The sequence below is a fragment of the Streptomyces sp. NPDC014991 genome (assembly GCF_043080665.1).
GTDB lineage: Bacteria > Actinomycetota > Actinomycetes > Streptomycetales > Streptomycetaceae > Streptomyces.
Window position 1 is genome coordinate 64732 of record NZ_JBIBVY010000001.1, and the last position, 21706, is coordinate 86437.

16 protein-coding genes and 1 tRNA gene are annotated in these 21706 nt (G+C 71.1%); 11 read left to right on the forward strand and 6 right to left on the reverse strand.

Features of this window, described 5'->3' with window-relative positions:
* Positions 1-344: 344 nt before the first annotated feature.
* Complete coding sequence (gene polA, locus ACF1BE_RS00300) at positions 345-3071, reverse strand: DNA polymerase I (RefSeq protein WP_392196723.1); 2727 nt, start codon at positions 3069-3071, stop codon at positions 345-347.
* Between the two features lie 143 nt (positions 3072-3214).
* On the opposite strand from polA, the gene ACF1BE_RS00305 reads away from it, so the two are divergent.
* From ACF1BE_RS00305 to ACF1BE_RS00345, 9 genes are all read left to right on the forward strand, one after another.
* Positions 3215-5527 (forward strand): FdhF/YdeP family oxidoreductase, encoded by a 2313-nt coding sequence (locus ACF1BE_RS00305; protein ID WP_392196724.1) that lies wholly within the window; start codon positions 3215-3217, stop codon positions 5525-5527.
* Between the two features lie 42 nt (positions 5528-5569).
* Positions 5570-6061 carry a PaaI family thioesterase gene (locus ACF1BE_RS00310; RefSeq protein WP_392196725.1) on the forward strand — a complete coding sequence of 164 codons (492 nt, stop codon included), beginning with the start codon at positions 5570-5572 and terminating at the stop codon, positions 6059-6061.
* Between the two features lie 54 nt (positions 6062-6115).
* The gene (locus ACF1BE_RS00315) at positions 6116-6583 is read left to right on the forward strand and encodes a hypothetical protein (RefSeq protein ID WP_392196726.1); all 468 of its coding nucleotides are present in this window, start codon (positions 6116-6118) and stop codon (positions 6581-6583) included.
* A gap of 131 nt (positions 6584-6714) precedes the next feature.
* Entirely contained in the window at positions 6715-7215 is a 501-nt protein-coding gene (locus ACF1BE_RS00320) for a Tat pathway signal sequence domain protein (protein WP_392196727.1), read from the forward strand.
* 289 nt (positions 7216-7504) lie between these two features.
* Positions 7505-8743, forward strand: coding sequence for a branched-chain amino acid ABC transporter substrate-binding protein (locus ACF1BE_RS00325; protein ID WP_392196728.1), 1239 nt, complete (start codon positions 7505-7507; stop codon positions 8741-8743).
* A gap of 112 nt (positions 8744-8855) precedes the next feature.
* Positions 8856-9785, forward strand: a complete 930-nt coding sequence (locus tag ACF1BE_RS00330; protein ID WP_392196729.1) for a branched-chain amino acid ABC transporter permease — start codon at positions 8856-8858, stop codon at positions 9783-9785.
* Positions 9786-9790: 5 nt separating this feature from the next.
* On the forward strand, positions 9791-11626 hold the full coding sequence (locus tag ACF1BE_RS00335) for a branched-chain amino acid ABC transporter permease (protein WP_392196730.1): 1836 nt from the start codon (positions 9791-9793) through the stop codon (positions 11624-11626).
* A 5-nt stretch (positions 11627-11631) separates the two neighbouring features.
* Entirely contained in the window at positions 11632-12543 is a 912-nt protein-coding gene (locus ACF1BE_RS00340; protein ID WP_392196731.1) for an ABC transporter ATP-binding protein, read from the forward strand.
* Entirely contained in the window at positions 12540-13256 is a 717-nt protein-coding gene (locus ACF1BE_RS00345; protein ID WP_392196732.1) for an ABC transporter ATP-binding protein, read from the forward strand. Before ACF1BE_RS00340 ends, ACF1BE_RS00345 begins: the two co-directional genes overlap by 4 nt.
* A 234-nt stretch (positions 13257-13490) precedes the next feature.
* Here ACF1BE_RS00345 and ACF1BE_RS00350 read toward each other — a convergent pair whose 3' ends face one another.
* Complete coding sequence (locus tag ACF1BE_RS00350) at positions 13491-14147, reverse strand: ANTAR domain-containing response regulator (RefSeq protein ID WP_392196733.1); 657 nt, start codon at positions 14145-14147, stop codon at positions 13491-13493.
* A 100-nt stretch (positions 14148-14247) separates the two neighbouring features.
* On the opposite strand from ACF1BE_RS00350, the gene ACF1BE_RS00355 reads away from it, so the two are divergent.
* Positions 14248-14322 (forward strand) — tRNA-Leu (locus ACF1BE_RS00355).
* A gap of 65 nt (positions 14323-14387) precedes the next feature.
* Here the strand turns inward: ACF1BE_RS00355 and pyk are convergent.
* Positions 14388-15824, reverse strand: a complete 1437-nt coding sequence (pyk, locus tag ACF1BE_RS00360; protein WP_392196734.1) for a pyruvate kinase — start codon at positions 15822-15824, stop codon at positions 14388-14390.
* 216 nt (positions 15825-16040) lie between these two features.
* Between pyk and ACF1BE_RS00365 the strand changes: the two genes are divergently transcribed.
* On the forward strand, positions 16041-17846 hold the full coding sequence (locus ACF1BE_RS00365) for a bifunctional metallophosphatase/5'-nucleotidase (protein ID WP_392196735.1): 1806 nt from the start codon (positions 16041-16043) through the stop codon (positions 17844-17846).
* 13 nt (positions 17847-17859) lie between these two features.
* On the opposite strand, the gene ACF1BE_RS00370 is transcribed toward ACF1BE_RS00365, so the two are convergent.
* From ACF1BE_RS00370 to ACF1BE_RS00380, 3 genes are all read right to left on the reverse strand, one after another.
* Entirely contained in the window at positions 17860-19272 is a 1413-nt protein-coding gene (locus ACF1BE_RS00370) for a lysine N(6)-hydroxylase/L-ornithine N(5)-oxygenase family protein (protein ID WP_392196736.1), read from the reverse strand.
* Positions 19269-20663, reverse strand: coding sequence for a pyridoxal phosphate-dependent decarboxylase family protein (locus ACF1BE_RS00375; RefSeq protein WP_392196737.1), 1395 nt, complete (start codon positions 20661-20663; stop codon positions 19269-19271). Before ACF1BE_RS00375 ends, ACF1BE_RS00370 begins: the two co-directional genes overlap by 4 nt.
* Before the next feature lie 171 nt (positions 20664-20834).
* Positions 20835-21659, reverse strand: coding sequence for an NAD(P)H-binding protein (locus tag ACF1BE_RS00380; protein WP_392196738.1), 825 nt, complete (start codon positions 21657-21659; stop codon positions 20835-20837).
* Between the last annotated feature and the right edge of the window lie 47 nt (positions 21660-21706).

A 21706-nucleotide genomic window follows, 5' to 3' on the forward strand; every position in this document is an offset into this window, starting at 1 on the left:
GGGTGCGCTGAAGGGGGTTGGGGCGGCTTGTGGGTGCACCGGTGCGGGGGGCTCGGGTGGTGTGCGGTGGATTCGGCACCGCCGGGACCGGCCGGGGGTGGTGGCTCGCCGTCGCAGCGGGGAGAACCCGGTGAGGTGCGTGGGTGGGGCGGCGCGGTGTCGCCTGCGGTGGGACCGGCGGCGCTTGCGGTGGTCCGGTGCCGTCGGGGCCCGTCCGGTCCCGGCTCGCCGCGAACCCGCCTGCCAGAAAGGGCTTGTGGATGCCCCCGGGCCCGGGCCCCTGGAGGGGCGTCCCAGCCGTCCGGCTGTGTCGCCCCCCCTGGCCCGGGCTCGGGGGTCGTGGGCTAGTGGGCCGCCGATTCCCAGTCCGGGCCCACGCCCACCGAGACGTCCAGCGGTGCCCTCAGGTGGACGGCGTTCGCCATCTCGCGGCGGACGATCTCCTCCGCGGCCGCCCGTTCGCCGGGGGCGATCTCCAGGACGATCTCGTCGTGGACCTGGAGGAGCATGCGGGACGTGAGGCCGGCTTCCCGCAGGGCGCTGTCCACCTTGAGCATGGCGAACTTGACGATGTCCGCCGCGGTGCCCTGGATGGGCGCGTTGAGGGCCATGCGTTCGGCCGCCTCGCGGCGCTGGCGGTTGTCGCTGTTGAGGTCGGGGAGGTAGCGGCGACGCCCGAAGAGGGTCGCCGTGTAACCCGTCGCCCGGGCCTCGTCGACCGCCCGGCGCAGATAGTCCCGGACCCCGCCGAAGCGCTCGAAGTACGCGTCCATCAGGGCCCGCGCCTCGGCCGCCTCGATGTTCAGCTGCTGGGACAGGCCGAACGCCGACAGGCCGTAGGCGAGGCCGTACGACATGGCCTTGATCTTGCGCCGCATCTCCGCGTCGACGGCGTCCCGCTCGACGCCGAACACCTGGGAGGCGGCCGTGGTGTGCAGGTCCTCCCCGGAGGTGAACGCCTCGATGAGGCCCGCGTCCTCGGAGAGGTGGGCCATCACCCGGAGCTCGATCTGGCTGTAGTCGGCGGTCATGAGGGACTCGAAGCCCGCGCCGACCACGAAGCCCCGGCGGATCGCCCGGCCCTCGTCGGTGCGGACCGGGATGTTCTGGAGGTTCGGGTCCGTGGAGGAGAGCCGGCCGGTCGCGGCCACCGTCTGGTTGAAGGTGGTGTGGATGCGGCCGTCGCCCGCGATGGTCCTGATCAGGCCCTCGACGGTGACGCGGAGCTTGGCCTGCTCCCGGTGCCGGAGCATGATCACCGGCAGTTCGTTGTCGGTCTGGGCGGCGAGCCAGGCCAGGGCGTCGGCGTCGGTGGTGTAGCCGGTCTTGGTCTTCTTCGTCTTCGGCAGGGCCAGCTCGCCGAAGAGGACCTCCTGGAGCTGCTTGGGCGAGCCCAGGTTGAACTCGTGACCGGCCGCCGCGTGCGCCTCCTTCACGGCCTGCTGCACTGCGCCGGCGAACATCTGCTCCATCGCGTCGAGGTGCGCGCGGTCCGCCGCGATACCGTGCCGCTCCATGCGGGCGAGCAGCGCGGACGTGGGCAGCTCCATGTCGCGGAGCAGGTCGGCGGCGCCCACCTCCGCCAGCCGGACCTCGAAGGCCTCGCCCAGGTCGAGGACCGCGCGGGCCTGGATCATCAGGGCCTCGGCCTCGGCGCCGTCGTCCGCGCCGAAGGCCAGCTGGCCGTCGGCCGCGGCGGCGGGGGCCAGCTCGCGGTGCAGGTACTCCATGGACAGCGCGTCCAGGTCGAAGGAGCGGCGGCCCGGCTTGACCAGGTACGCGGCGAGCGCGGTGTCCATGCGCACACCCTCGACGCTCCAGCCGTGCTCGGCGAGGACGCGCATGGCGCTCTTGACGTCGTGGAACACCTTGGGGCGGCCGGCGTCGGCCAGCCAGGCCGCGAAGGCGTTCTCGTCGGCCTCGTCCAGCTCGGACGGGTCGAACCAGACCGCCGCTCCCCCGGCCGCGGCGAGGGCCACCTCGGCGACCGAGCCGGCGCCCAGCGCCCAGGTGCCGACGGTGGCGACGCCCAGGGTGCCGGCGCCGTGCTCGGCGAGCCAGGGGGCCAGCTCGCCGGTGTGCAGGATGCTGCCGTCGATCTCGACGCCGTCGGTGGCGACCGGGGTGGCCTCGGCCTCCTCCGTGCCGGGGTCGACGGCGAAGAGGCGTTCACGCAGGGACGGGTTGCGGATCTCCAGGGTGTCCAGGACCATCGCGACGGCCTTGCGGTCGTACGGGGCCCGCTCCAGCTCGGTGACCGCCCTGGGCAGCTCGACCTGGCGCTCCAGCTCGGTGAGGACGCGGTTGAGCTTGACCGACTCCAGGTGGTCGCGGAGGTTCTGCCCGGCCTTGCCCTTGACCTCGTCGGCCCGCTCCACCAGCTCCGCGAACGAGCCGAACTGGTTGATCCACTTGGCGGCCGTCTTCTCGCCGACGCCGGGGATGCCGGGGAGGTTGTCGGAGGGGTCGCCGCGCAGGGCTGCGAAGTCCGGGTACTGGGCGGGTGTCAAGCCGTACTTCTCGAGCACCTTCTCCGGGGTGAACCGGGTCAGCTCCGAGACGCCCTTCGTGGGGTAGAGCACCGTCGTGTGCTCGGTGACCAGCTGGAAGGAGTCGCGGTCGCCGGTGACGATCAGCACCTCGAAGCCCTCGGCCTCGGCCTGGGTGGCGAGGGTGGCGATGATGTCGTCGGCCTCGAAACCCTCGACGGCGAAGCGCTGCGCGTGCATCGCGTCGAGCAGCTCGCCGATCAGCTCCACCTGCCCCTTGAACTCGTCCGGGGTCTTGGAGCGGTTCGCCTTGTACTCGGTGAACCGCTCGGAGCGCCAGGTCTTGCGCGAGACGTCGAAGGCGACCGCGAAGTGCGTGGGCGCCTCGTCACGCAGGGTGTTCGCCAGCATCGACGCGAAGCCGTAGATCGCGTTCGTCGGCTGGCCGGTCGCGGTGGTGAAGTTCTCCGCGGGCAGCGCGAAGAACGCGCGGTAGGCCAGCGAGTGCCCGTCCATGAGCATCAGCCGGGGACGCGTGCCGCCGGAGGTCTTGTCGGTCTGCTTCGATGCTGTTTCTGCCACGTCCCCGATCCTGCCACGCCGCACCGACAGTCCGGACCGGGCGTCTCGGCCCCGCCTCCCCCCGGCCCGCCCGGCGGCGTTGTCAGTGGGCCGTGGGAGGATCGTCGGCGTACTTGTCACACGCAGTCGAAGGGGAGCGTGCGATGGCGACGAAGCCGCCCAAGGGTGATCCGGTCCAGGACGCTCCGCAGGTCGGGGAGCCGAAGCACGCTGCGGCGGGGCTGCCGGCCATCGGGCACACGCTGCGTGTCGCTCAGCAGCAGATGGGGGTGCGGCGCACCGCGCTGACGCTGCTGCGGGTGAACCAGAAGGACGGCTTCGACTGCCCGGGCTGTGCCTGGCCGGAGCCGGAGCACCGGCACGCGGCGGAGTTCTGCGAGAACGGCGCGAAGGCGGTGGCCGAGGAGGCCACCCTGCGGCGGGTCACGCCCGAGTTCTTCGCCGCGCACCCGGTCGCGGACCTCGCCGGCCGCAGCGGCTACTGGCTGGGCCAGCAGGGCCGGCTCACGCACCCCGTGTACCTCCCCGAAGGGGGCACGCACTACGAGCCGGTCGGCTGGGACCGGGCCTTCGACATCATCGCCGAGGAGATCGCCGCCCTCGGCTCCCCGGACGAGGCCGTCTTCTACACGTCGGGCCGTACCAGCAACGAGGCAGCGTTCCTGTACCAGCTCTTCGCGCGTGAGCTGGGTACGAACAACCTGCCGGACTGCTCCAACATGTGCCACGAGTCGTCGGGGTCCGCGCTGAACGAGACCATCGGCATCGGCAAGGGCAGCGTCCTGCTGGAGGACCTGTACCAGGCCGATCTGATCATCGTCGCGGGCCAGAACCCGGGCACGAACCATCCGCGCATGCTGTCCGCGCTGGAGAAGGCCAAGGCCAACGGCGCGCGCGTCATCAGCGTCAACCCGCTGCCCGAGGCGGGCCTGGAGCGCTTCAGGAACCCGCAGACCCCGCAGGGCCTCCTCAAGGGCGCCTCGCTCACCGACCTGTTCCTCCAGATCCGCATCGGCGGCGACCAGGCGCTCTTCCGGCTCCTCAACAAGCTGGTCCTGGAGACGGACGGCGCGGTCGACGAGGAGTTCGTGCGCGAACACACGCACGGGTTCGAGGAGTTCGCCGAGGCCGCGCGTGCCGCCGACTGGGAGGAGACCCTCGCGGCGACCGGTCTCACGCGCGCGGAGATCGAGCAGGCGCTGCGCATGGTCCTCGCCTCGCGGCGGACCATCGTGTGCTGGGCCATGGGCCTCACCCAGCACAAGCACGCCGTCCCGACCATCCGAGAGGTGGTCAACTTCCTGCTGCTGCGCGGAAACATCGGCCGTCCGGGCGCGGGCGTGTGCCCGGTGCGTGGGCACAGCAACGTCCAGGGTGACCGCACCATGGGCATCTTCGAGCGGCCCGCCCCGGCCTTCCTGGACGCCCTGGAGAAGGAGTTCGGGTTCGCGCCGCCGCGCGAGCACGGCCTCGACGTCGTACGGGCCATCCGCGCGCTGCGCGACGGTGAGGCGAAGGTCTTCTTCGCCATGGGCGGCAACTTCGTCTCCGCCTCCCCCGACACCGAGGTCACCGAGGCCGCGATGCGGCGCGCGCGGCTGACCGTGCACGTGTCCACCAAGCTGAACCGCTCGCACGTGGTCACCGGCGCGCGGGCGCTGATCCTGCCGACCCTGGGCCGCACCGAGCGTGATGTGCGTGAGAGCGGTGAGCAGTTCGTGACGGTCGAGGACTCGATGGGCATGGTGCACGCCTCGCGCGGGCGGCTGAAGCCCGCGAGCCCGCATCTGCGGTCCGAGCCGGCCATCGTCTGCGGCCTGGCGCGCCGGGTGCTCGGCGGCCGCAGCGTCGTGCCGTGGGAGGAGTTCGAGAGGGACTACGCGGCGATCCGGGACCGCATCGCGCGGGTGATCCCCGGTTTCGAGGACTTCAACGCGCGCGTGGCCCGGCCCGGCGGTTTCGCGCTGCCGCACGCCCCGCGCGACGAGCGCCGCTTCCCGACCGCCACGGGCAGGGCGAACTTCACGGCGGCGCCGGTGGAGTACCCCGCGCTGCCCGAGGGCCGGCTGCTGCTGCAGACGCTGCGCTCGCACGACCAGTACAACACCACGATCTACGGGCTGGACGACCGGTACCGCGGCATCACGGGCGGGCGCCGGGTGGTGCTGGTGCATCCCGAGGACGCGCGGGCGCTGGGGGTCGCCGAGGGGGCGTACGTCGACCTGGTGAGCGAGTGGCGGGACGGGGTGGAGCGGCGGGCGCCCGGTTTCCGGGTGGTGCTCTATCCGACGGCGCGCGGGTGCGCGGCGGCGTACTACCCCGAGACGAACGTGCTGGTGCCGCTGGACGCCACCGCCGACACCAGCAACACCCCGGCCAGCAAGTCCGTCGTCGTCCGCCTCGAAGGCCGCACCGGGGACGCCGGGAGCCGTCTGGAACAATCGGCGACCGACTGAGCGTTTGCTCAGCAGCAGACAGGTGGACGAACGGAGCGGCCGATGGGTGAGCAGCAGCGAGTGAAGTTCCCGCAGGAGATCCTCGACGAGTACGCGGCGCTCGGTGTCGACCTGCCGGCCCTGTTCTCGGCCGGTCATCTCGGCACGCGCATGGGCGTACAGATCCTGGAGGCCTCGGCGGACCGGGTCGTCGGGACCATGCCGGTGGAGGGCAACACCCAGCCGTACGGCCTGCTGCACGGCGGCGCGTCAGCGGTGCTGGCGGAGACCCTCGGCTCGGTCGGCTCGATGCTGCACGGCGGCAGCTCGAAGATCGCGGTCGGTGTGGACCTGAACTGCACGCACCACCGGGGGGTCCGCTCGGGCCTGGTGACGGGCGTGGCCACGCCGGTGCACCGGGGCCGGTCGACGGCGACGTACGAGATCGTGATCAGCGACGAGGAGGACCGGCGGGTCTGCACCGCCCGGCTGACCTGTCTGCTGCGGGACACGCGGCAGGACGAGGGGACGCCCGCGCCGTCCGCCGGAAGCTGAGCCCGTCCCCGCCCGAGCGTTGCACCCCGCCGTCCCTCCCCTTAGCTTCGGCACATGGGACGGCGAGGAGGCCCCCGGCCGGGGGTGAGGTTCCTGGTGTGCGGGCTGCTGGCGGTGCCGGTGTGGCTGTGCGCGACGGGCTGTGGCGGACCCGACGGCTCCGCGCACCCGCCCCCGGGCACCACGGACCGCTCCGCGCACCCGCCCTCGGGCACCCCGCCCACATCCGCGTCCGCCCCGGCACCGGCGTCGCCCTCCGCGGCCTCCGGCACCGGCCTGTGCACCAGGATCATCGCGTACTGGTCACGCAGGGCGCTCGACGGTGACACCTACGGCGACTACCAGTCGATGGGCCTGTCCCATGGGCAGTACCAGATCCTGAGGGACGTCGTGGACGCCGCGCGCGTCACCCTGCGGCGCGAAGGAGCCGCGGCGGCCGACATGGTGATCGACCGTCGGGCGAGCCGGGCGTGCGCCGAGCGGTACCGCCACGGCCCCCCGAGCGAAGGCCCCTGGACATGAGCGGCGTCGGCCCGCCGGAGCCCGGTGAGGGCACGTGCGCGCGGGACACGCGGCGCCCCCGGGGCGCGCGTCCGGCCGGCCGGACGCGCGCGGCCGTTGCCGCCCGGTACGCCCGCCACCGGCGGGCCACCGTGGCGCTGGCCACCGCGACCGCCCTCCTCGGGGCCGGCGGCGCGCTCTACGCCACCCGGCCGCAGCAGCCGCCCCCGCGCCCCGCTCGGCCGCGCCCCGAGGTGCCGTATCCCGCCCAGGTGGTGGACGTGGCCTACCTGGGGGACCGGGTCCCTCCGGCCGACGCCCCGCCGCGCAGTTTCAGCTTCGCGGTCCTGTTCGGCGTGACCGCGGGACCGCCGGTCACCGTGACGCGCGTGACCCAGCCGTACGCGGGGCTGTCCCTGACGACGCGTCCACCGGCTCCGTGGCGGACCGGCGCGGGTTCGGCGCGCGAGATCACGGTGACCATGCACGTGACGAAATGCGGAGAAGTCCCCTGGCATGCGGGGCTTCCTTTCCTGGACGTAACCCTGCGTAATGCGCGCGCAATACAGATACAGAGCTTCATCCTCGGCGGCCGTTACGCACAGCATCTCTCCCACGCCGTGGAAGTAGCCTGCGGCAACAGGATTCGGTAATCAGCAAAACGACCGAGACGCCTGGATGGATCATGGCAGGTCCTGCGGGTTCTCAGAATGCGGACAGCGCGAATCCGTCTTAATTCGTCCGTTCCCCCCACGTCGTACCGCTCTGCATTACGCCGTGTCATAACAAGAGCGTCACAGCCTTGGCCAGACCCTCCTCCACGTTCCCCACACACGCCTAGAGTCACGGCCAGTCACCGCGCCATCGGAATCTCACTTCAGCGCGGCGCGCGACTCGGCCGCTTCCATGGGGAGGCGGTTGTGCCTGGGGAAAGGACTGATCGTGCGTCAAGGTTCGCTTATCGCCATCACCGCCGCGCTGGCGGCGGGAGCGCTCACCCTCACCGCCTGCGGCTCGCGCGACAGCGGCGACAAGGGCTCGGACTCCGGCAAGGGTGACGGCGGCACCACCGTCGTCATCGGCGTCGACGCTCCGCTGACCGGCGACCTGTCCGCCATGGGCCTCGGCATCAAGAACTCGGCGGACCTCGCCGCCAAGAACGCCAACAAGCAGAACCTCGTCAAGGGCGTCACCTTCAAGGTCGAGGCCCTCGACGACCAGGCCCAGCCCTCGGCCGGCCAGCAGAACGCCTCCAAGTTCGTGTCGGAGCAGAACGTCCTCGGTGTCGTCGGCCCGCTGAACTCCTCGGTCGCCGAGTCGATGCAGAAGGTCTTCGACGACGCCAAACTGGTCCAGGTCTCCCCGGCCAACACCGGCCCCGCCCTGAGCCAGGGCACGGACTGGCAGACCAAGAAGGTCCGCCCGTACAAGGCGTACTTCCGCACCGCGACCACGGACGCCATCCAGGGCCCGTTCGCCGCCCAGTACGTCTACAACACCGCCAAGAAGAAGAAGGTCTTCGTCATCGACGACAAGAAGACCTACGGCGCGGGCCTGGCCGCCACCTTCACCGACGAGTTCAAGAAGCTCGGCGGCAAGGTGGTCGGCACCGAGCACATCAACCCCGACGCCAAGGACTTCTCCGCGGTCGCCACCAAGGTCAAGAACTCCGGCGCCCAGGTCGTCTACTACGGCGGCGAGTACCCGCAGGCCGGCCCGCTGAGCAAGCAGATCAAGGCCGCCGGCGCCAAGGTCCCGCTCGTCGGCGGCGACGGCATCAAGGACGACACCTTCATGAAGCTGGCGGGCGCCGAGAGCACCGGCGACCTCGCCACCTCCGTCGGCGCCCCGGTCGAGGACCTGCCCTCGGCCAAGCAGTTCGTCAACGACTACAAGTCCGCCGGCTACAAGGAGGAGTACTCGGCGTACGGCGGTTACGCCTACGACTCCGCCTGGGCGGTCATCGAGGCCGTGAAGAAGGTCGTCGACGCAGGCGGCGGCAAGCTTCCCTCCGACGCCCGTGCGAAGGTCACCGCGGCCATGCAGGGCGTGTCCTTCGACGGTGTGACCGGCAAGGTCTCCTTCGACGAGTTCGGAGACGCCACCAACAAGCAGCTGACCGTCTACGCCGTGAAGAACGGTGCCTGGACGCCGGTCAAGTCCGGTACCTACACGGGCTGACCCCCGCCCGCACGACCCGAAGAGCCGCGCGGGGCGCTGTTCCACTGGCGCCCCGCGCGGACTCGCATCCGGCCACATCCGTCGAACTTTCCGAACGCTCGGAGGACATGCGGTGCACGAACTGCCGCAGCAGCTGGTCAACGGCCTGCTACTAGGATCCATGTACGGGCTGGTCGCCATCGGCTACACAATGGTCTATGGCATTGTCCAGCTCATCAACTTCGCCCACGGCGAGATATTCATGACGGGAGCGTTCGGCGCTCTCACCGTATGGCTCTGGCTTCCCGGCGGCACCACCATGTGGATCGCGCTGCCACTCATGATCGTCGGTGCCGTCGTCGTCGCCGTCGCCATCGCGGTCGGGGCGGAACGGTTCGCCTACCGTCCTCTCCGCAACGCCCCACGGCTCGCCCCGCTCATCACCGCCATCGGTCTCTCCCTCGCGCTCCAGCAGGCGGTGTGGGCCTGGTACCCGGAGGCCAAGTCCGCGCGCACCTTCCCGCAGATCGAGGGCGGCCCCTTCGAGATCGGCAGCGTCACCATCCAGACCGGTGACATCTTCCTGGTCGTCGCGGCACCCCTCAGCATGGCCGTCCTCGCCTACTTCGTGATGAAGACCCGCACCGGCCGCGGTATGCAGGCCACCGCGCAGGACCCGGACACCGCCAAGCTGATGGGCGTCAACACCGACCGCATCATCGTGATCGCGTTCGCCCTGGGCGCCGCGTTCGCCGCGGTCGGAGCCGTCGCCTACGGCCTGAAGTACGGCGAGATCAACTTCCGTATGGGCTTCATCCTCGGTCTCAAGGCGTTCACCGCGGCCGTCCTCGGCGGCATCGGCAACATCTACGGCGCCATGATCGGCGGTGTGGTCCTCGGCGTGGCCGAGACCCTGGCCACCGCCTACATCGCCGACATCCCGGGCATGGACAAGTTCGGCAGCCAGTCCTGGGCCGACGTCTGGGCCTTCGTACTCCTCATCCTCGTACTGCTGTTCAGGCCACAGGGCCTGCTCGGCGAGCGCGTCGCGGACAGGGCGTGAGACCGATGACCACACAGACCACCGCACCCGACACCCCCGACACCCCCGGCGCCGCCGCGGCCCCCGCCCCGTCCGGTCTGCTGCCCCTGCCGGAGAAGGCCGGCCGTGCCCTCGCCCTCGGCGGCAGCGTGCTGACGGTCGTGTCCACCTTCCTCGCCTGGACGTGGACCCAGGACTTCCCCGGCGACCTCACCGTCTACGGCTACCCGGGCGGCCTCCAGGTCCTCGTCCTCATCGGCGCGCTCCTCGCCACCCTGTTCGCCCTGGCGGCCTACGGCGTCCGGGGCCTGGACCGGCTGGTGCCCGCAGGGCCCGGCGCGGCCCTGCGGTTCGCCACCCTGGGCACCTTCGCCACCAGCTGGTACACGGTCCTCGCGATCAGTACCGAACTCGGCGGCCTCGTCAACCTCGAGCCCGGCGGCTTCCTCGTCGCCGTCGCCAGCCTCGCCGCCCTCGCCGGCGCCCTGGCCCTGCCGTTCCAGCGGCCCGAGCCGGAACCGGCCGACCCCGACGACAGCGGCCTGGAGAAGTTCAAGCACCGCCTCGCGTACCAGTGGGAGACGGTCAAGGCGGTCTTCGCCGCCGGTCCCGCGCGGCCCGTGGGCCCCCTGCCGTCGTACGCCGAGATCCTGATCATCGTCGCGGTCCTCGGACTCGGTCTGACCGTCTTCACCTACGGCATCGGCACCGAGTACGACGAACTGTTCGTCGGCTTCCTGATCACCGCGGGCCTCGGCTTCGCCGCCCTCAACAAGGCGGGGCTGATCTCGCAGGCCTCGCAGATCACCTCCCGGCACCAGAACATCACCACCTGCGGCGCGTTCGTCGCGGCGGCGCTGTTCCCCTTCACCCAGACGAACGACCAGTACGCGACCCTCGGCGTCTACATCCTGATCTTCGCCACCGTCGCCCTCGGCCTGAACATCGTCGTCGGCCTCGCCGGCCTCCTCGACCTCGGTTACGTCGCCTTCCTCGGCGTCGGCGCCTACGCGGCGGCCCTGGTCTCCGGCTCGCCCAGCTCGCCGTTCCACGTGCACTTCCCGTTCTGGGCGGCCGTCCTGGTCGGTGCCGCCGCCTCGCTCGTCTTCGGCGTGCTGATCGGCGCCCCGACGCTGCGGCTGCGCGGCGACTACCTCGCCATCGTCACCCTCGGCTTCGGTGAGATCTTCCGCATCACGGCGAACAACCTCGACGGCACCTCCGGGCCCGACCTCACCAACGGCTCGAACGGTATTTCGTCGATCCCGAACCTCGACGTCCTCGGCTTCGACTTCGGTACCCAGCACGACATGGGCGGCTTCACCATCGGCCGGTTCGCCAACTACTTCTTCCTGATGCTGGTCATCACCGCGATCGTGGTGCTGGTCTTCCGGCGCAGCGGCAACTCCCGCATCGGACGCGCCTGGGTGGCCATCCGGGAGGACGAGACCGCCGCGCTCGCCATGGGCATCAACGGCTTCCGGGTCAAGCTGATCGCCTTCGCCGTCGGCGCCTCGCTCGCCGGTCTCGCGGGCACCGTCCAGGCCCACGTCACCTACACGGTGACGCCCGAGCAGTACCTGTTCGCCGGTCCCATCCCGCCCAACTCCGCGTTCCTGCTCGCCGCGGTCGTCCTCGGCGGCATGGGCACCATCAGCGGTCCGCTGATCGGCGCGGCCCTGCTCTTCCTGATCCCGAACAAGCTCCAGTTCCTCGGCAACTACCAGCTCTTCGCCTTCGGTCTCGCGCTGGTCCTGTTGATGCGGTTCCGCCCCGAGGGCCTCATCCCCAACCGCCGCCGCCAGCTCGAGTTCCACGAAGAGGCGGAAGCACCCACCCTCCTGACGAAGGCGGGGGCCTGACCACCATGACCACCGACACCACCACGAAGGACACCGCCTCCGGCGCCACCCGGCCCGGCGAGACCGTCCTCGACGCCCGCGGCGTGACCATGCGCTTCGGCGGTCTGACCGCCGTACGCGGCGTCGACCTCACCGTCAACGCCGGCGAGATCGTCGGCCTGATCGGCCCGAACGGCGCCGGCAAGACGACCTTCTTCAACTGCCTGACCGGCCTGTACGTCCCCACCGAGGGCGAGGTCCGCTACAAGGGCACCGTCCTGCCGCCCAAGTCGTTCAAGGTCACCGCGGCCGGCATCGCGCGGACGTTCCAGAACATCCGGCTGTTCGCCAACATGACGGTCCTGGAGAACGTGCTCGTCGGCCGGCACACCCGTACCAAGGAGGGCTTCTGGTCGGCCGTGCTGCGCGGCCCCGGCTTCCACCGGGCCGAGAAGGCCTCCCGGGAACGGGCCCTGGAACTGCTGCGGTTCGTGGGCCTGGACCACAAGGCCGAGCATCTCGCCCGCAACCTGCCCTACGGCGAGCAGCGCAAGCTGGAGATCGCCCGCGCCCTGGCGAGCGAGCCCGGTCTGCTGCTGCTCGACGAGCCGACGGCCGGCATGAACCCGCAGGAGACCCGGGTCACCGAGGAACTGGTCTTCGCCATCCGGGACATGGGCATCGCCGTCCTCGTCATCGAGCACGACATGCGGTTCATCTTCAACCTGTGCGACCGCGTGGCCGTACTCGTGCAGGGCGAGAAACTGATCGAGGGTGACAGCGCGACCGTCCAGGGCGACGAGCGCGTCATCGCGGCCTATCTCGGCGAGCCCTTCGAGGACGCGCCCGGCGCCGAGGAGGCGGCCGAGGTGGAGGCCGCCGAGGCGCACGCCGGGACCACGACGGACGCCGCGCCCGGCAAGGAGGACGACCGATGACCGCACTGCTGGAAGTCGAGGACCTGAGGGTCGCCTACGGCAAGATCGAGGCCGTCAAGGGCATCTCCTTCAAGGTCGAGGCGGGTCAGGTGGTCACCCTCATCGGCACCAACGGCGCCGGCAAGACCACCACCCTGCGCACGCTGTCCGGCCTGCTGAAGCCGGTCGGCGGTCAGATCAGGTTCAACGGCAGGTCGCTGAAGAAGGTTCCGGCCCACCAGGTGGTCTCGCTGGGCCTCGCCCACTCCCCCGAGGGGCGGCACATCTTCCCGCGCATGAGCATCGAGGACAACCTGCGCCTCGGCGCGTTCCTGCGCAACGACAAGCCGGGCATCGAGAAGGACATCCAGCGCGCCTACGACCTGTTCCCCATCCTCGGGGAGCGCCGCAAGCAGGCCGCGGGCACCCTCTCGGGCGGTGAGCAGCAGATGCTGGCGATGGGCAGGGCGCTGATGTCCCAGCCGAAACTGCTGATGCTGGACGAGCCGTCGATGGGTCTGTCGCCGATCATGATGCAGAAGATCATGGCGACGATCGCCGAGCTGAAGGCCCAGGGCACGACGATCCTGCTGGTCGAGCAGAACGCCCAGGCGGCGCTCTCGCTCGCCGACCAGGGTCATGTCATGGAGGTCGGCAGTATCGCCCTGTCCGGCACGGGGCAGGACCTGCTGCACGACGAGTCGGTGCGGAAGGCCTATCTCGGCGAGGACTAGGCCCTCTCGTTCGGATCATGCCGGGCTCGCGGGCCCTGGCACCGCGCCTCGCCGCGTTGTCGTCGGTTGCCATGGCTCCGCCATGGCGCCCTCCTCCGCCTTGCGATGCACGGCACCAGGACCCGCTCCCTGATCCGGCCCGATCCGAACGAAAGACCCTAGGCCGGTCGCGCGAGTGCCCCGCGTCCCTTCCGGGCGCGGGGCACTCGTCGGTCCCGGGGCGGGCGTCAGGCGTCAGTCGTTCTTCGCGGACTTCTTCTCCTCGCTGTCCGCGATGACCGCCTCGGCGACCTGCTGCATCGACATGCGCCGGTCCATGGAGGTCTTCTGGATCCAGCGGAAGGCGGCCGGCTCGGTCAGGCCGTACTCCGTCTGGAGGACGGACTTCGCGCGGTCGACCAGTTTGCGGGTCTCCAGCCGCTGGGTGAGGTCGGCGACCTCCTGCTCCAGCTGCTTCAGCTCGGTGAACCGGGAGACGGCCATCTCGATCGCCGGGACGACGTCGCTCTTGCTGAACGGCTTCACCAGGTACGCCATGGCACCCGCGTCACGGGCGCGCTCGACGAGGTCGCGCTGCGAGAACGCGGTGAGCATCAGGACCGGCGCGATCGACTCCTCGGCGATCTTCTCGGCCGCGGAGATGCCGTCCAGCTTGGGCATCTTCACATCCAGGATGACCAGGTCCGGCTTGTGCTCGCGGGCCAGCTCGACGGCCTGCTCACCGTCCCCGGCCTCGCCGACGACGGTGTACCCCTCTTCCTCGAGCATCTCTTTCAGGTCCAGCCGGATCAGGGCCTCGTCCTCGGCGATGACGACGCGGGTCGTCAGCGGAGGCACGTGCGACTTGTCCTCGTCGGGCACGTCTACGGGCTGGGGCGACTCGGCGGTCACGGGGGCTCCTCGTTCGGGGCAGGGGCGCTGCTGACAAGAGCCTACCTAGCTACGGTATGGTGGACGCGCGGAGGGTCAGGGGGAACCTTCGATCCTGCGAGCCCCGGTAGCCCAATTGGCAGCAGGCAACGGATTCAAAACCCGTACAGTGTCGGTTCGAGTCCGACCCGGGGCACTTTTCCTTGGTTCACAAGGTCAGCGTTGAAGAGGGCCCCTCGGGTGAGGGGCCCTTTGTCGTATCTACTTCGGGCTGTCGTCCTCGCCGATGTGATGCACCCGGACCAGGTTGGTCGAGCCGGAGACACCGGGCGGGGAACCCGCCGTGATCACCACGACGTCGCCCTTCCGGCAGCGGCCGTACTTCAGCAGCAGCTCGTCCACCTGTTCGACCATGGCGTCCGTGGACTCGACGTGCGGGCCGAGGAAGGTCTCGGCGCCCCAGGTGAGGCTGAGCTGGGAACGGGTGGCCGGCTCGGGGGTGAAGGCGAGGAGCGGGATCGGCGAGCGGTAGCGGGAGAGCCGGCGGGCGGTGTCTCCCGACTGGGTGAACGCCACCAGGAACCTCGCGCCGAGGAAGTCGCCCATCTCGGCGGCGGCCCGGGCCACCGCGCCGCCCTGGGTGCGCGGCTTGTTCTGCTCGGTCAGCGGCGGGAGGCCCTTGGCCAGCATGTCCTCCTCGGCCGCCGCGACGATCTTCGCCATGGTGCGCACGGTCTCGACCGGGTACTTGCCGACGCTGGTCTCGCCGGAGAGCATGACCGCGTCCGTGCCGTCCAGCACCGCGTTGGCCACGTCGGACGCCTCGGCGCGGGTCGGCCGCGAGTTGTCGATCATCGAGTCGAGCATCTGGGTGGCGACGATCACCGGCTTGGCGTTGCGCCTGGCCAGCTTGACCGCGCGCTTCTGCACGATCGGCACCTCCTCCAGCGGCATCTCCACGCCCAGGTCGCCGCGCGCGACCATCAGCGCGTCGAAGGCGGCGACGATGCCGTCGAGGTTCTCCACGGCCTGCGGCTTCTCGATCTTGGCGATCAGGGGCAGACGGCGGCCCTCCTCCTCCATGATCCGGTGGACGTCCTCGGCGTCCCGGCCGCTGCGGACGAAGGAGAGGGCGATCAGGTCGAAGCCGGTGCGCAGCGCCCAGCGCAGGTCGTCCTCGTCCTTGCCGGACAGGGCGGGGACGGAGACGGCGACGCCGGGGAGGTTCAGCCCCTTGTGGTCGGAGACGACGCCGCCCTCGACGACCCGCGTGTGCACGCGGGGGCCGTCGACCGCGGTGACCTCCAGGCAGACCTTGCCGTCGTCGACGAGGATGCGCTCACCGGGGGTGACGTCGGCGGCGAGCCCGGCGTAGGTGGTGCCGCACCGGTGGCGGTCCCCCTCGACGCCGTCCTCCACGGTGACGGTGAAGAGGTCGCCGCGTTCAAGCATTACCGGTCCTTCGGCGAAGCGGCCGAGCCGGATCTTCGGGCCCTGAAGGTCGGCGAGGATTCCGACGCTGCGGCCTGTCTCGTCGGCCGCCTTGCGCACCCGCTGATAACGCTCCTCGTGCTCGGCCTGGGTGCCGTGGCTGAGGTTGAACCGGGCGACGTCCATTCCGGCCTCGACCAGTGCCTTGATCTGGTCGTACGAGTCGGTGGCGGGCCCCAGAGTACAGACGATCTTTGCTCGGCGCATACGTCGAGCCTAGGCCTTACCCGCGGGTAGAGAATTGGCCCCGCGTGACTACTCAACAGACTTTCGGCAAAGGGATATTGACAAGTGTTGAATTGAGTGCTGGTGCGCTCCGATGAGCGATGGTCATCAGATCGCAACCTGCCGGACCTGTTGACACAGGTCATGCTCAGGTCAGAATCTACGCGCGTCGTCGACCATGCGCCAAGGAGACCGAGAATGCCGCTGAACCGCCGGAAGTTCCTGAAGAAGTCCGCCGCCACCGGAGCGGGAGCGGCGGTCGCCGGAGCGGCGGCGACTCCGGCGGCCCGGGCGGCGGACGGCGGGAAGCCCCAGCACCCCGCCAAGCGGTACTCCCTGACCGTCATGGGCACCACCGACCTGCACGGCCACGTCTTCAACTGGGACTACTTCAAGGACGCGGAGTACGCCGACAAGGCGGGCAACGCCATGGGGCTCGCCCGTATCTCCACCCTGGTGGAGCAGGTGCGCGCGGAGAAGGGCCGCCGCAACACCCTGCTGCTGGACGCCGGTGACACCATCCAGGGCACCCCGCTGGCCTACTACTACGCCAAGGTCGACCCGATCACCGCCAAGGGCGGCCCGGTGCACCCGATGGCCCAGGCGATGAACGCGATCGGGTACGACGCGGCGGCGCTCGGCAACCACGAGTTCAACTACGGCATCGAGACGCTGCGCACGTTCGAGTCGCAGCTGCGCTTCCCGCTGCTCGGCGCCAACGCGGTGGACGCGAAGACGCTGCGGCCCGCCTTCCCGCCGTACGTCATGAAGACGTTCCACGTGCCGGGCGCCAGGCCGGTCAGGGTGGCCGTGCTCGGTCTGACCAACCCGGGCATCGCGATCTGGGACAAGGCGTACGTGCAGGGCAAGCTGGCGTTCCCGGGCCTGGTGGAGCAGGCCGCCAAGTGGGTGCCGAAACTGAGGTCGATGGGCGCGGACGTGGTCGTCGTCTCGGCGCACTCGGGTACGTCGGGCACGTCGTCGTACGGCGACCAGGTGCCGTACGTGGAGAACGCGGCCGCCGACGTGGCCCGGCAGGTGCCCGGCATCGACGCGATCCTGGTGGGCCACGCGCACCTGGAGATCCCGGAACTGAAGGTCGTCAACGACGGGACCGGCAGGACCGTCGTCCTGTCCGAGCCGCTGTGCTACGCCGAGCGGCTCACCCTGTTCGACATCGAGCTGGTGTTCTGCAAGGGCCGCTGGGAGGTCGAGTCGGTCTCCGCCTCGCTGCGCGACTCCAGCTCCGTCGCCGACGACCCCAGGATCACCAAGCTGCTCACCGACGAGCACAAGAAGGTCGTCGCGTACGTCAACCAGGTCGTGGGCCGGGCCACCGAGGCCCTGACCACGGTGGAGGCCCGCTACAAGGACGCCCCCATCATCGACCTGATCACCAAGGTCCAGGAGGACGTGGTCAAGGCGGCCCTCGCGGGCACCGAGTACGCCTCGCTGCCGGTGATCGCCCAGGCCTCGCCGTTCTCCCGGACCTCCGAGATCCCGGCCGGCGACGTCACCATCCGGGGCCTGTCGAGCCTGTACGTGTACGACAACACCCTGGTGGCCAAGCTGCTGACGGGTGCCCAGGTGCGCGCCTACCTGGAGTACTCGGCGGAGTACTACGTCCAGACGGCCGCCGACGCCCCGGTGGACGTCGAGAAGCTGACCAACGCCGGTGGCCGCCCCGACTACAACTACGACTACGTCTCCGGCCTGTCGTACGACATCGACATCGCCCAGCCGGCCGGATCGCGGATCAGGAACCTGACGTTCCAGGGGGCCGCGCTGGACGACGCCCAGCAGTTCGTGCTCGCGGTGAACAACTACCGCGCCAACGGCGGCGGCGCCTTCCCGTACGTCGCCACCGCCAAGGAGCTGTGGTCGGAGTCCACGGAGATCCGCACCCGGATCGCGGAGTGGGTCACCGCCAAGGGTGTCCTGGACCCGAAGGACTTCGCGTCGGTGGACTGGAAGCTGGTGCGCAACGGCACACCGGTCTTCTAGGGACTACGGCGGTTCACCTGCCCTCGACCAGCGGGGTCAGCCGCCCGGCGGGTCTGCTCTGCGGGACCCGGCCCGCGGGTTCCCGCAGTCCGAAACTGGTGAAGGCCGTACGGGCGGCGAGCGGATACACCTCCTTGCCGGTGAGCGAGTTGAGGATGGTGGCGCTGCGCCAGGCGGCCAGGCCGAGGTCGGGTGCGCCGACGCCGTGCGTGTGCAGTTCGGCGTTCTGGACGTGGACCGAGCCGGTGACCGAGGGGTCCAGGACGAGCCTGAACCGCTCGTCGATCCGCGGGCGTCCGCTGCCGTCCCGGCGGATGTAGGGGTCGAGCCCGGCCAGGATGCGGCCGAGGGGACGCTCGCGGTAGCCGGTGGCGAGGACGACGGCGTCGGTGGTGAGCCGGGACCGGCTGCCCTGCTGGAGGTGTTCCAGATGGAGTTCCACCTGGGTGGTGGCGATCCGGCCGGCGGTGCGGACGCGGACGCCGGGGGTGAGCACCGCGTCGGGCCAGCCGCCGTCCGGACAGCGGCGGTACAGCTCGTCGTGGATGGCGGCGAGGGTACCCGCGTCGATGCCCTTGTGAAGCTGCCACTGGGCGGCGACGAGCCGGTCCCGGACGGGCTCGGCTAGGGCGTGGAAGTAGCGGGTGTAGTCGGGCGTGAAGTGCTCCAGGCCCAGCTTGGAGTACTCCATCGGCGCGAACGCCTCCGTCCGGCCGATCCAGTGCAGCCCTTCGCGGCCGGCCGGGCGGTGGCGCAGCAGGTCGAGGAAGACCTCGGCGCCGGACTGTCCGGAGCCGACCACGGTGACATGCCCGGCGGCGAGCACGGTGTCGCGGTGGTCGAGGTAGTCGGCGGCGTGGAGGACGGGCGCACCGGGCGCGTCCACCAGGGGCCTGAGGGGGTCGGGCACGTAGGGGGCGGTGCCGATGCCGAGGACGACGTTGCGGGTGTGCGTACGGCCGAGGGCCTCGGCCTCGCCGTCGGCGTCGAGCTGGGTGTGGTCGACCTCGAACACGTCCCGCTCGGGGTTCCAGCGGACGGCGTCGACCTGGTGGCGGAAGTGCAGCCCGGGCAGCTGCTGCGCGACCCAGCGGCAGTAGGCGTCGTACTCGGCGCGCTGGATGTGGAAGCGCTCGGCGAAGTAGAACGGGAAGAGCCGCTCGCGGCTCCTGAGGTAGTTGAGGAAGCTCCAGGGGCTGGTGGGGTCGGCGAGGGTCACCAGGTCGGCGAGGAACGGCACCTGGACGGTGGCGCCGTCGATGAGCAGCCCGGGGTGCCAGTCGAAGCCGGGACGCTGTTCGTAGAACACCGCGTCGAGTTCGGCGAGCGGCTGGGCGAGCGCGGCCAGGGAGAGGTTGCAGGGGCCGATGCCGATGCCGACCAGGTCGCGCGGGGAAACGGGGTCGCGGCGTGGGGGGTGGGTCATCCGGGGGTGCTTCCTTCGGCGAGTGCGGCGAGTTCGACGAGTGCGAGCAGGCGGGCCAGGTCGTCCGGCCGGGTGTGGGGGTTGAGGAAGGTGGCCTTGAGCCAGAGGCGGCCGTCGAGCCGGGCGCGGCCGAGGACGGCGCGACCCTCGTACAGCAGCCTGCGGCGCGCGGTGGCCACGGCGGTGTCGTCGGCCTCGGCCGGGCGGAACAGGACGGTGCTGATGTCGGGCCGGTCGTACAGCGCGAAACCGGGGTGCTCGCGGACGAGCGCGGCGAACTCGCGGGCGAGGGCGCAGACCTGGTCGACGAGGGCGCCGAGACCGCCGCGGCCGAGTGTTCTCAGGGTGACGGCGATCTTCAGGATGTCGGGACGGCGCGTGGTGCGCAGGGAGCGTCCGAGGAGGTCGGGGAAGCCGGCGTCGGTGTCGTCGTCGGCGTTCAGGTAGTGGGCGCGCTGCTGGAGGGGGGCCAGTTCGTGGGGGTGGGCGACGGCGAGGAGGCCGGCGGCGACCGGCTGCCAGCCGAGCTTGTGCAGGTCGAGGGTGACGGTGTGGGCCGCGTCGAGCCCGGCGAGCTTGCCGCGGTGCCGGTCGCTGAAGAGCAGGCCCCCGCCGTAGGCCGCGTCGATGTGCAGCCGGACGCCGTGGGCGGCGCACAGGGCGGCGATCTCGGGGAGCGGGTCGATGAGGCCGGCGTCGGTGGTGCCGGCGGTGGCCGCCACCAGCAGCGGACCGGAGAGCGCGCTGAGGGCTCCGTCGAGGGCGGCCGGGTCGAGGGTGCCGTCGGGTGCCGGGATGACGACCGGGTCGGGCAGACCGAGCAGCCAGGCGGCGCGCGGCAGGGAGTGGTGGGCGCCTGCCCCGCAGACCAGCCGGACGCTGCCGCCGTGGGCCTCGCGGGCGAGCAGCAGGGCGAGCAGGTTGGACTCGGTGCCGCCGGTGGTGACGAGGGCGTCGGCAAGGCCGGCCGTGCGGGCGAGGGTGCGGGCGACCGCGGCTTCCAGGGCGGAGGCGGCGGGCGCCTGGTCCCAGGAGTCCAGGGAGGGGTTGAGGGCGCCGGCGGCGAGGTCGGCGGCGGTGGCCACGGCGAGCGGCGGGCAGTGCAGGTGGGCGGCGCACAGCGGGTCGGCGGGGTCGGCGGCGCCCTCGGCCAGGGCCTGGACGAGGGCGCGCAGTGCGTCCGGGTCGCCGGTGTCCGGCAGGACGTCCCCGAGGGCGTCGGCGACGCGCGCGGCGACGGCGTCGGGTCCGCCGGCGGGCAACGGTCCGCCGCGCCGGGCGGCGCCGGCCGCGAGCGCGTCCAGCACGGTGGTGAGCAGGGGCCGCAGGGCGTCGGTGCCGCCGGGCCCCGAGGCGAGCGGCGGCAGGTGCGGGGAGTGTCCTGCGCACATGGGCTCTCCTCCGGGCACGGGAACGTCCAGCGGGCTTCCGGCTTGTGGGTGGACTTCCAGCTTGTACCGGAAGGGTGCCCTGCGTCCCGAAAGCCCGGTGAACGGAACCCGAAAGTGTGTACTGCCGTCCCGGGGGACCCCGTGGGGGCAGTGGCCGCGTGCCCTCGCCGGTTACGCCCGGAAGTCCCCGGCGTGGTCCCGGGCCCACTGGTCGAAGGGGCGGGCTGGGGTGCCCGTGAGCTGCTCGACCGTGCCGGTGATCTCCGGGGGTACGCCGACGGTCTCGGCGAAGGTGCGCAGCAGGCGTTCGAGCATGTGCGGCGGCACGTGGGGGAAGAGTTCCGGGCCCGCGTCGGCTGGGTCGGCCTCCACGAACGTCAGCTTCCTGCCGAGCGCCGTGCCGATGGCCGCGACCTGGCCGGCGTTGCTGGTCGCCGCCGGCCCGGTCAGCCGGTACGCGGCGCCCTCGTGCCCGTCGTCGAGCAGGACGCGCTCGGCGACGGCCGCGATGTCGTCCTCGTGGATGGGCGCGGAGAGCCCGTCCGCGAAGACGCCCCGGACGGTGTCGCCGGCGCGGATCTGCGGCGCCCACTGGAGCGCGTTGGTGGCGAAGGCGTTGGGGCGCAGGAACGTCCCGGCGAGCCCGCTGTCCCGGATCTGCCGCTCGGCGGTGGCGTGCATGACGTGGATGGGGTGGGTCTCGTCGGCGCCCTCCTGGATGATGCCGCTGGAGAGCAGGACGACGTGCCGCACCCCGTGGGCGCGGGCCGCCGACAGCAGCGGGGCGGTGCCGGCCTGCGCGTACAGGAAGAGCTTCGTCGCCCCCTTGAACAGGGCGTCGGGCTCCTCCGGGCGGAACGGCACCACCTCCGCCCGCGCGGGCAGCCCGGCCCGCTCCGGGTCGCGGGTCAGCGCGCGGACGGGCTGTCCCGCGGCGAGGAGACGGTCGACGAGGGCACGGCCGACGTTGCCGGTCGCGCCGGTCACTACGATCACGATGCCGCCTTTCGGGGGCTGGACTGATCCCTGACCGCCCGAGCCTA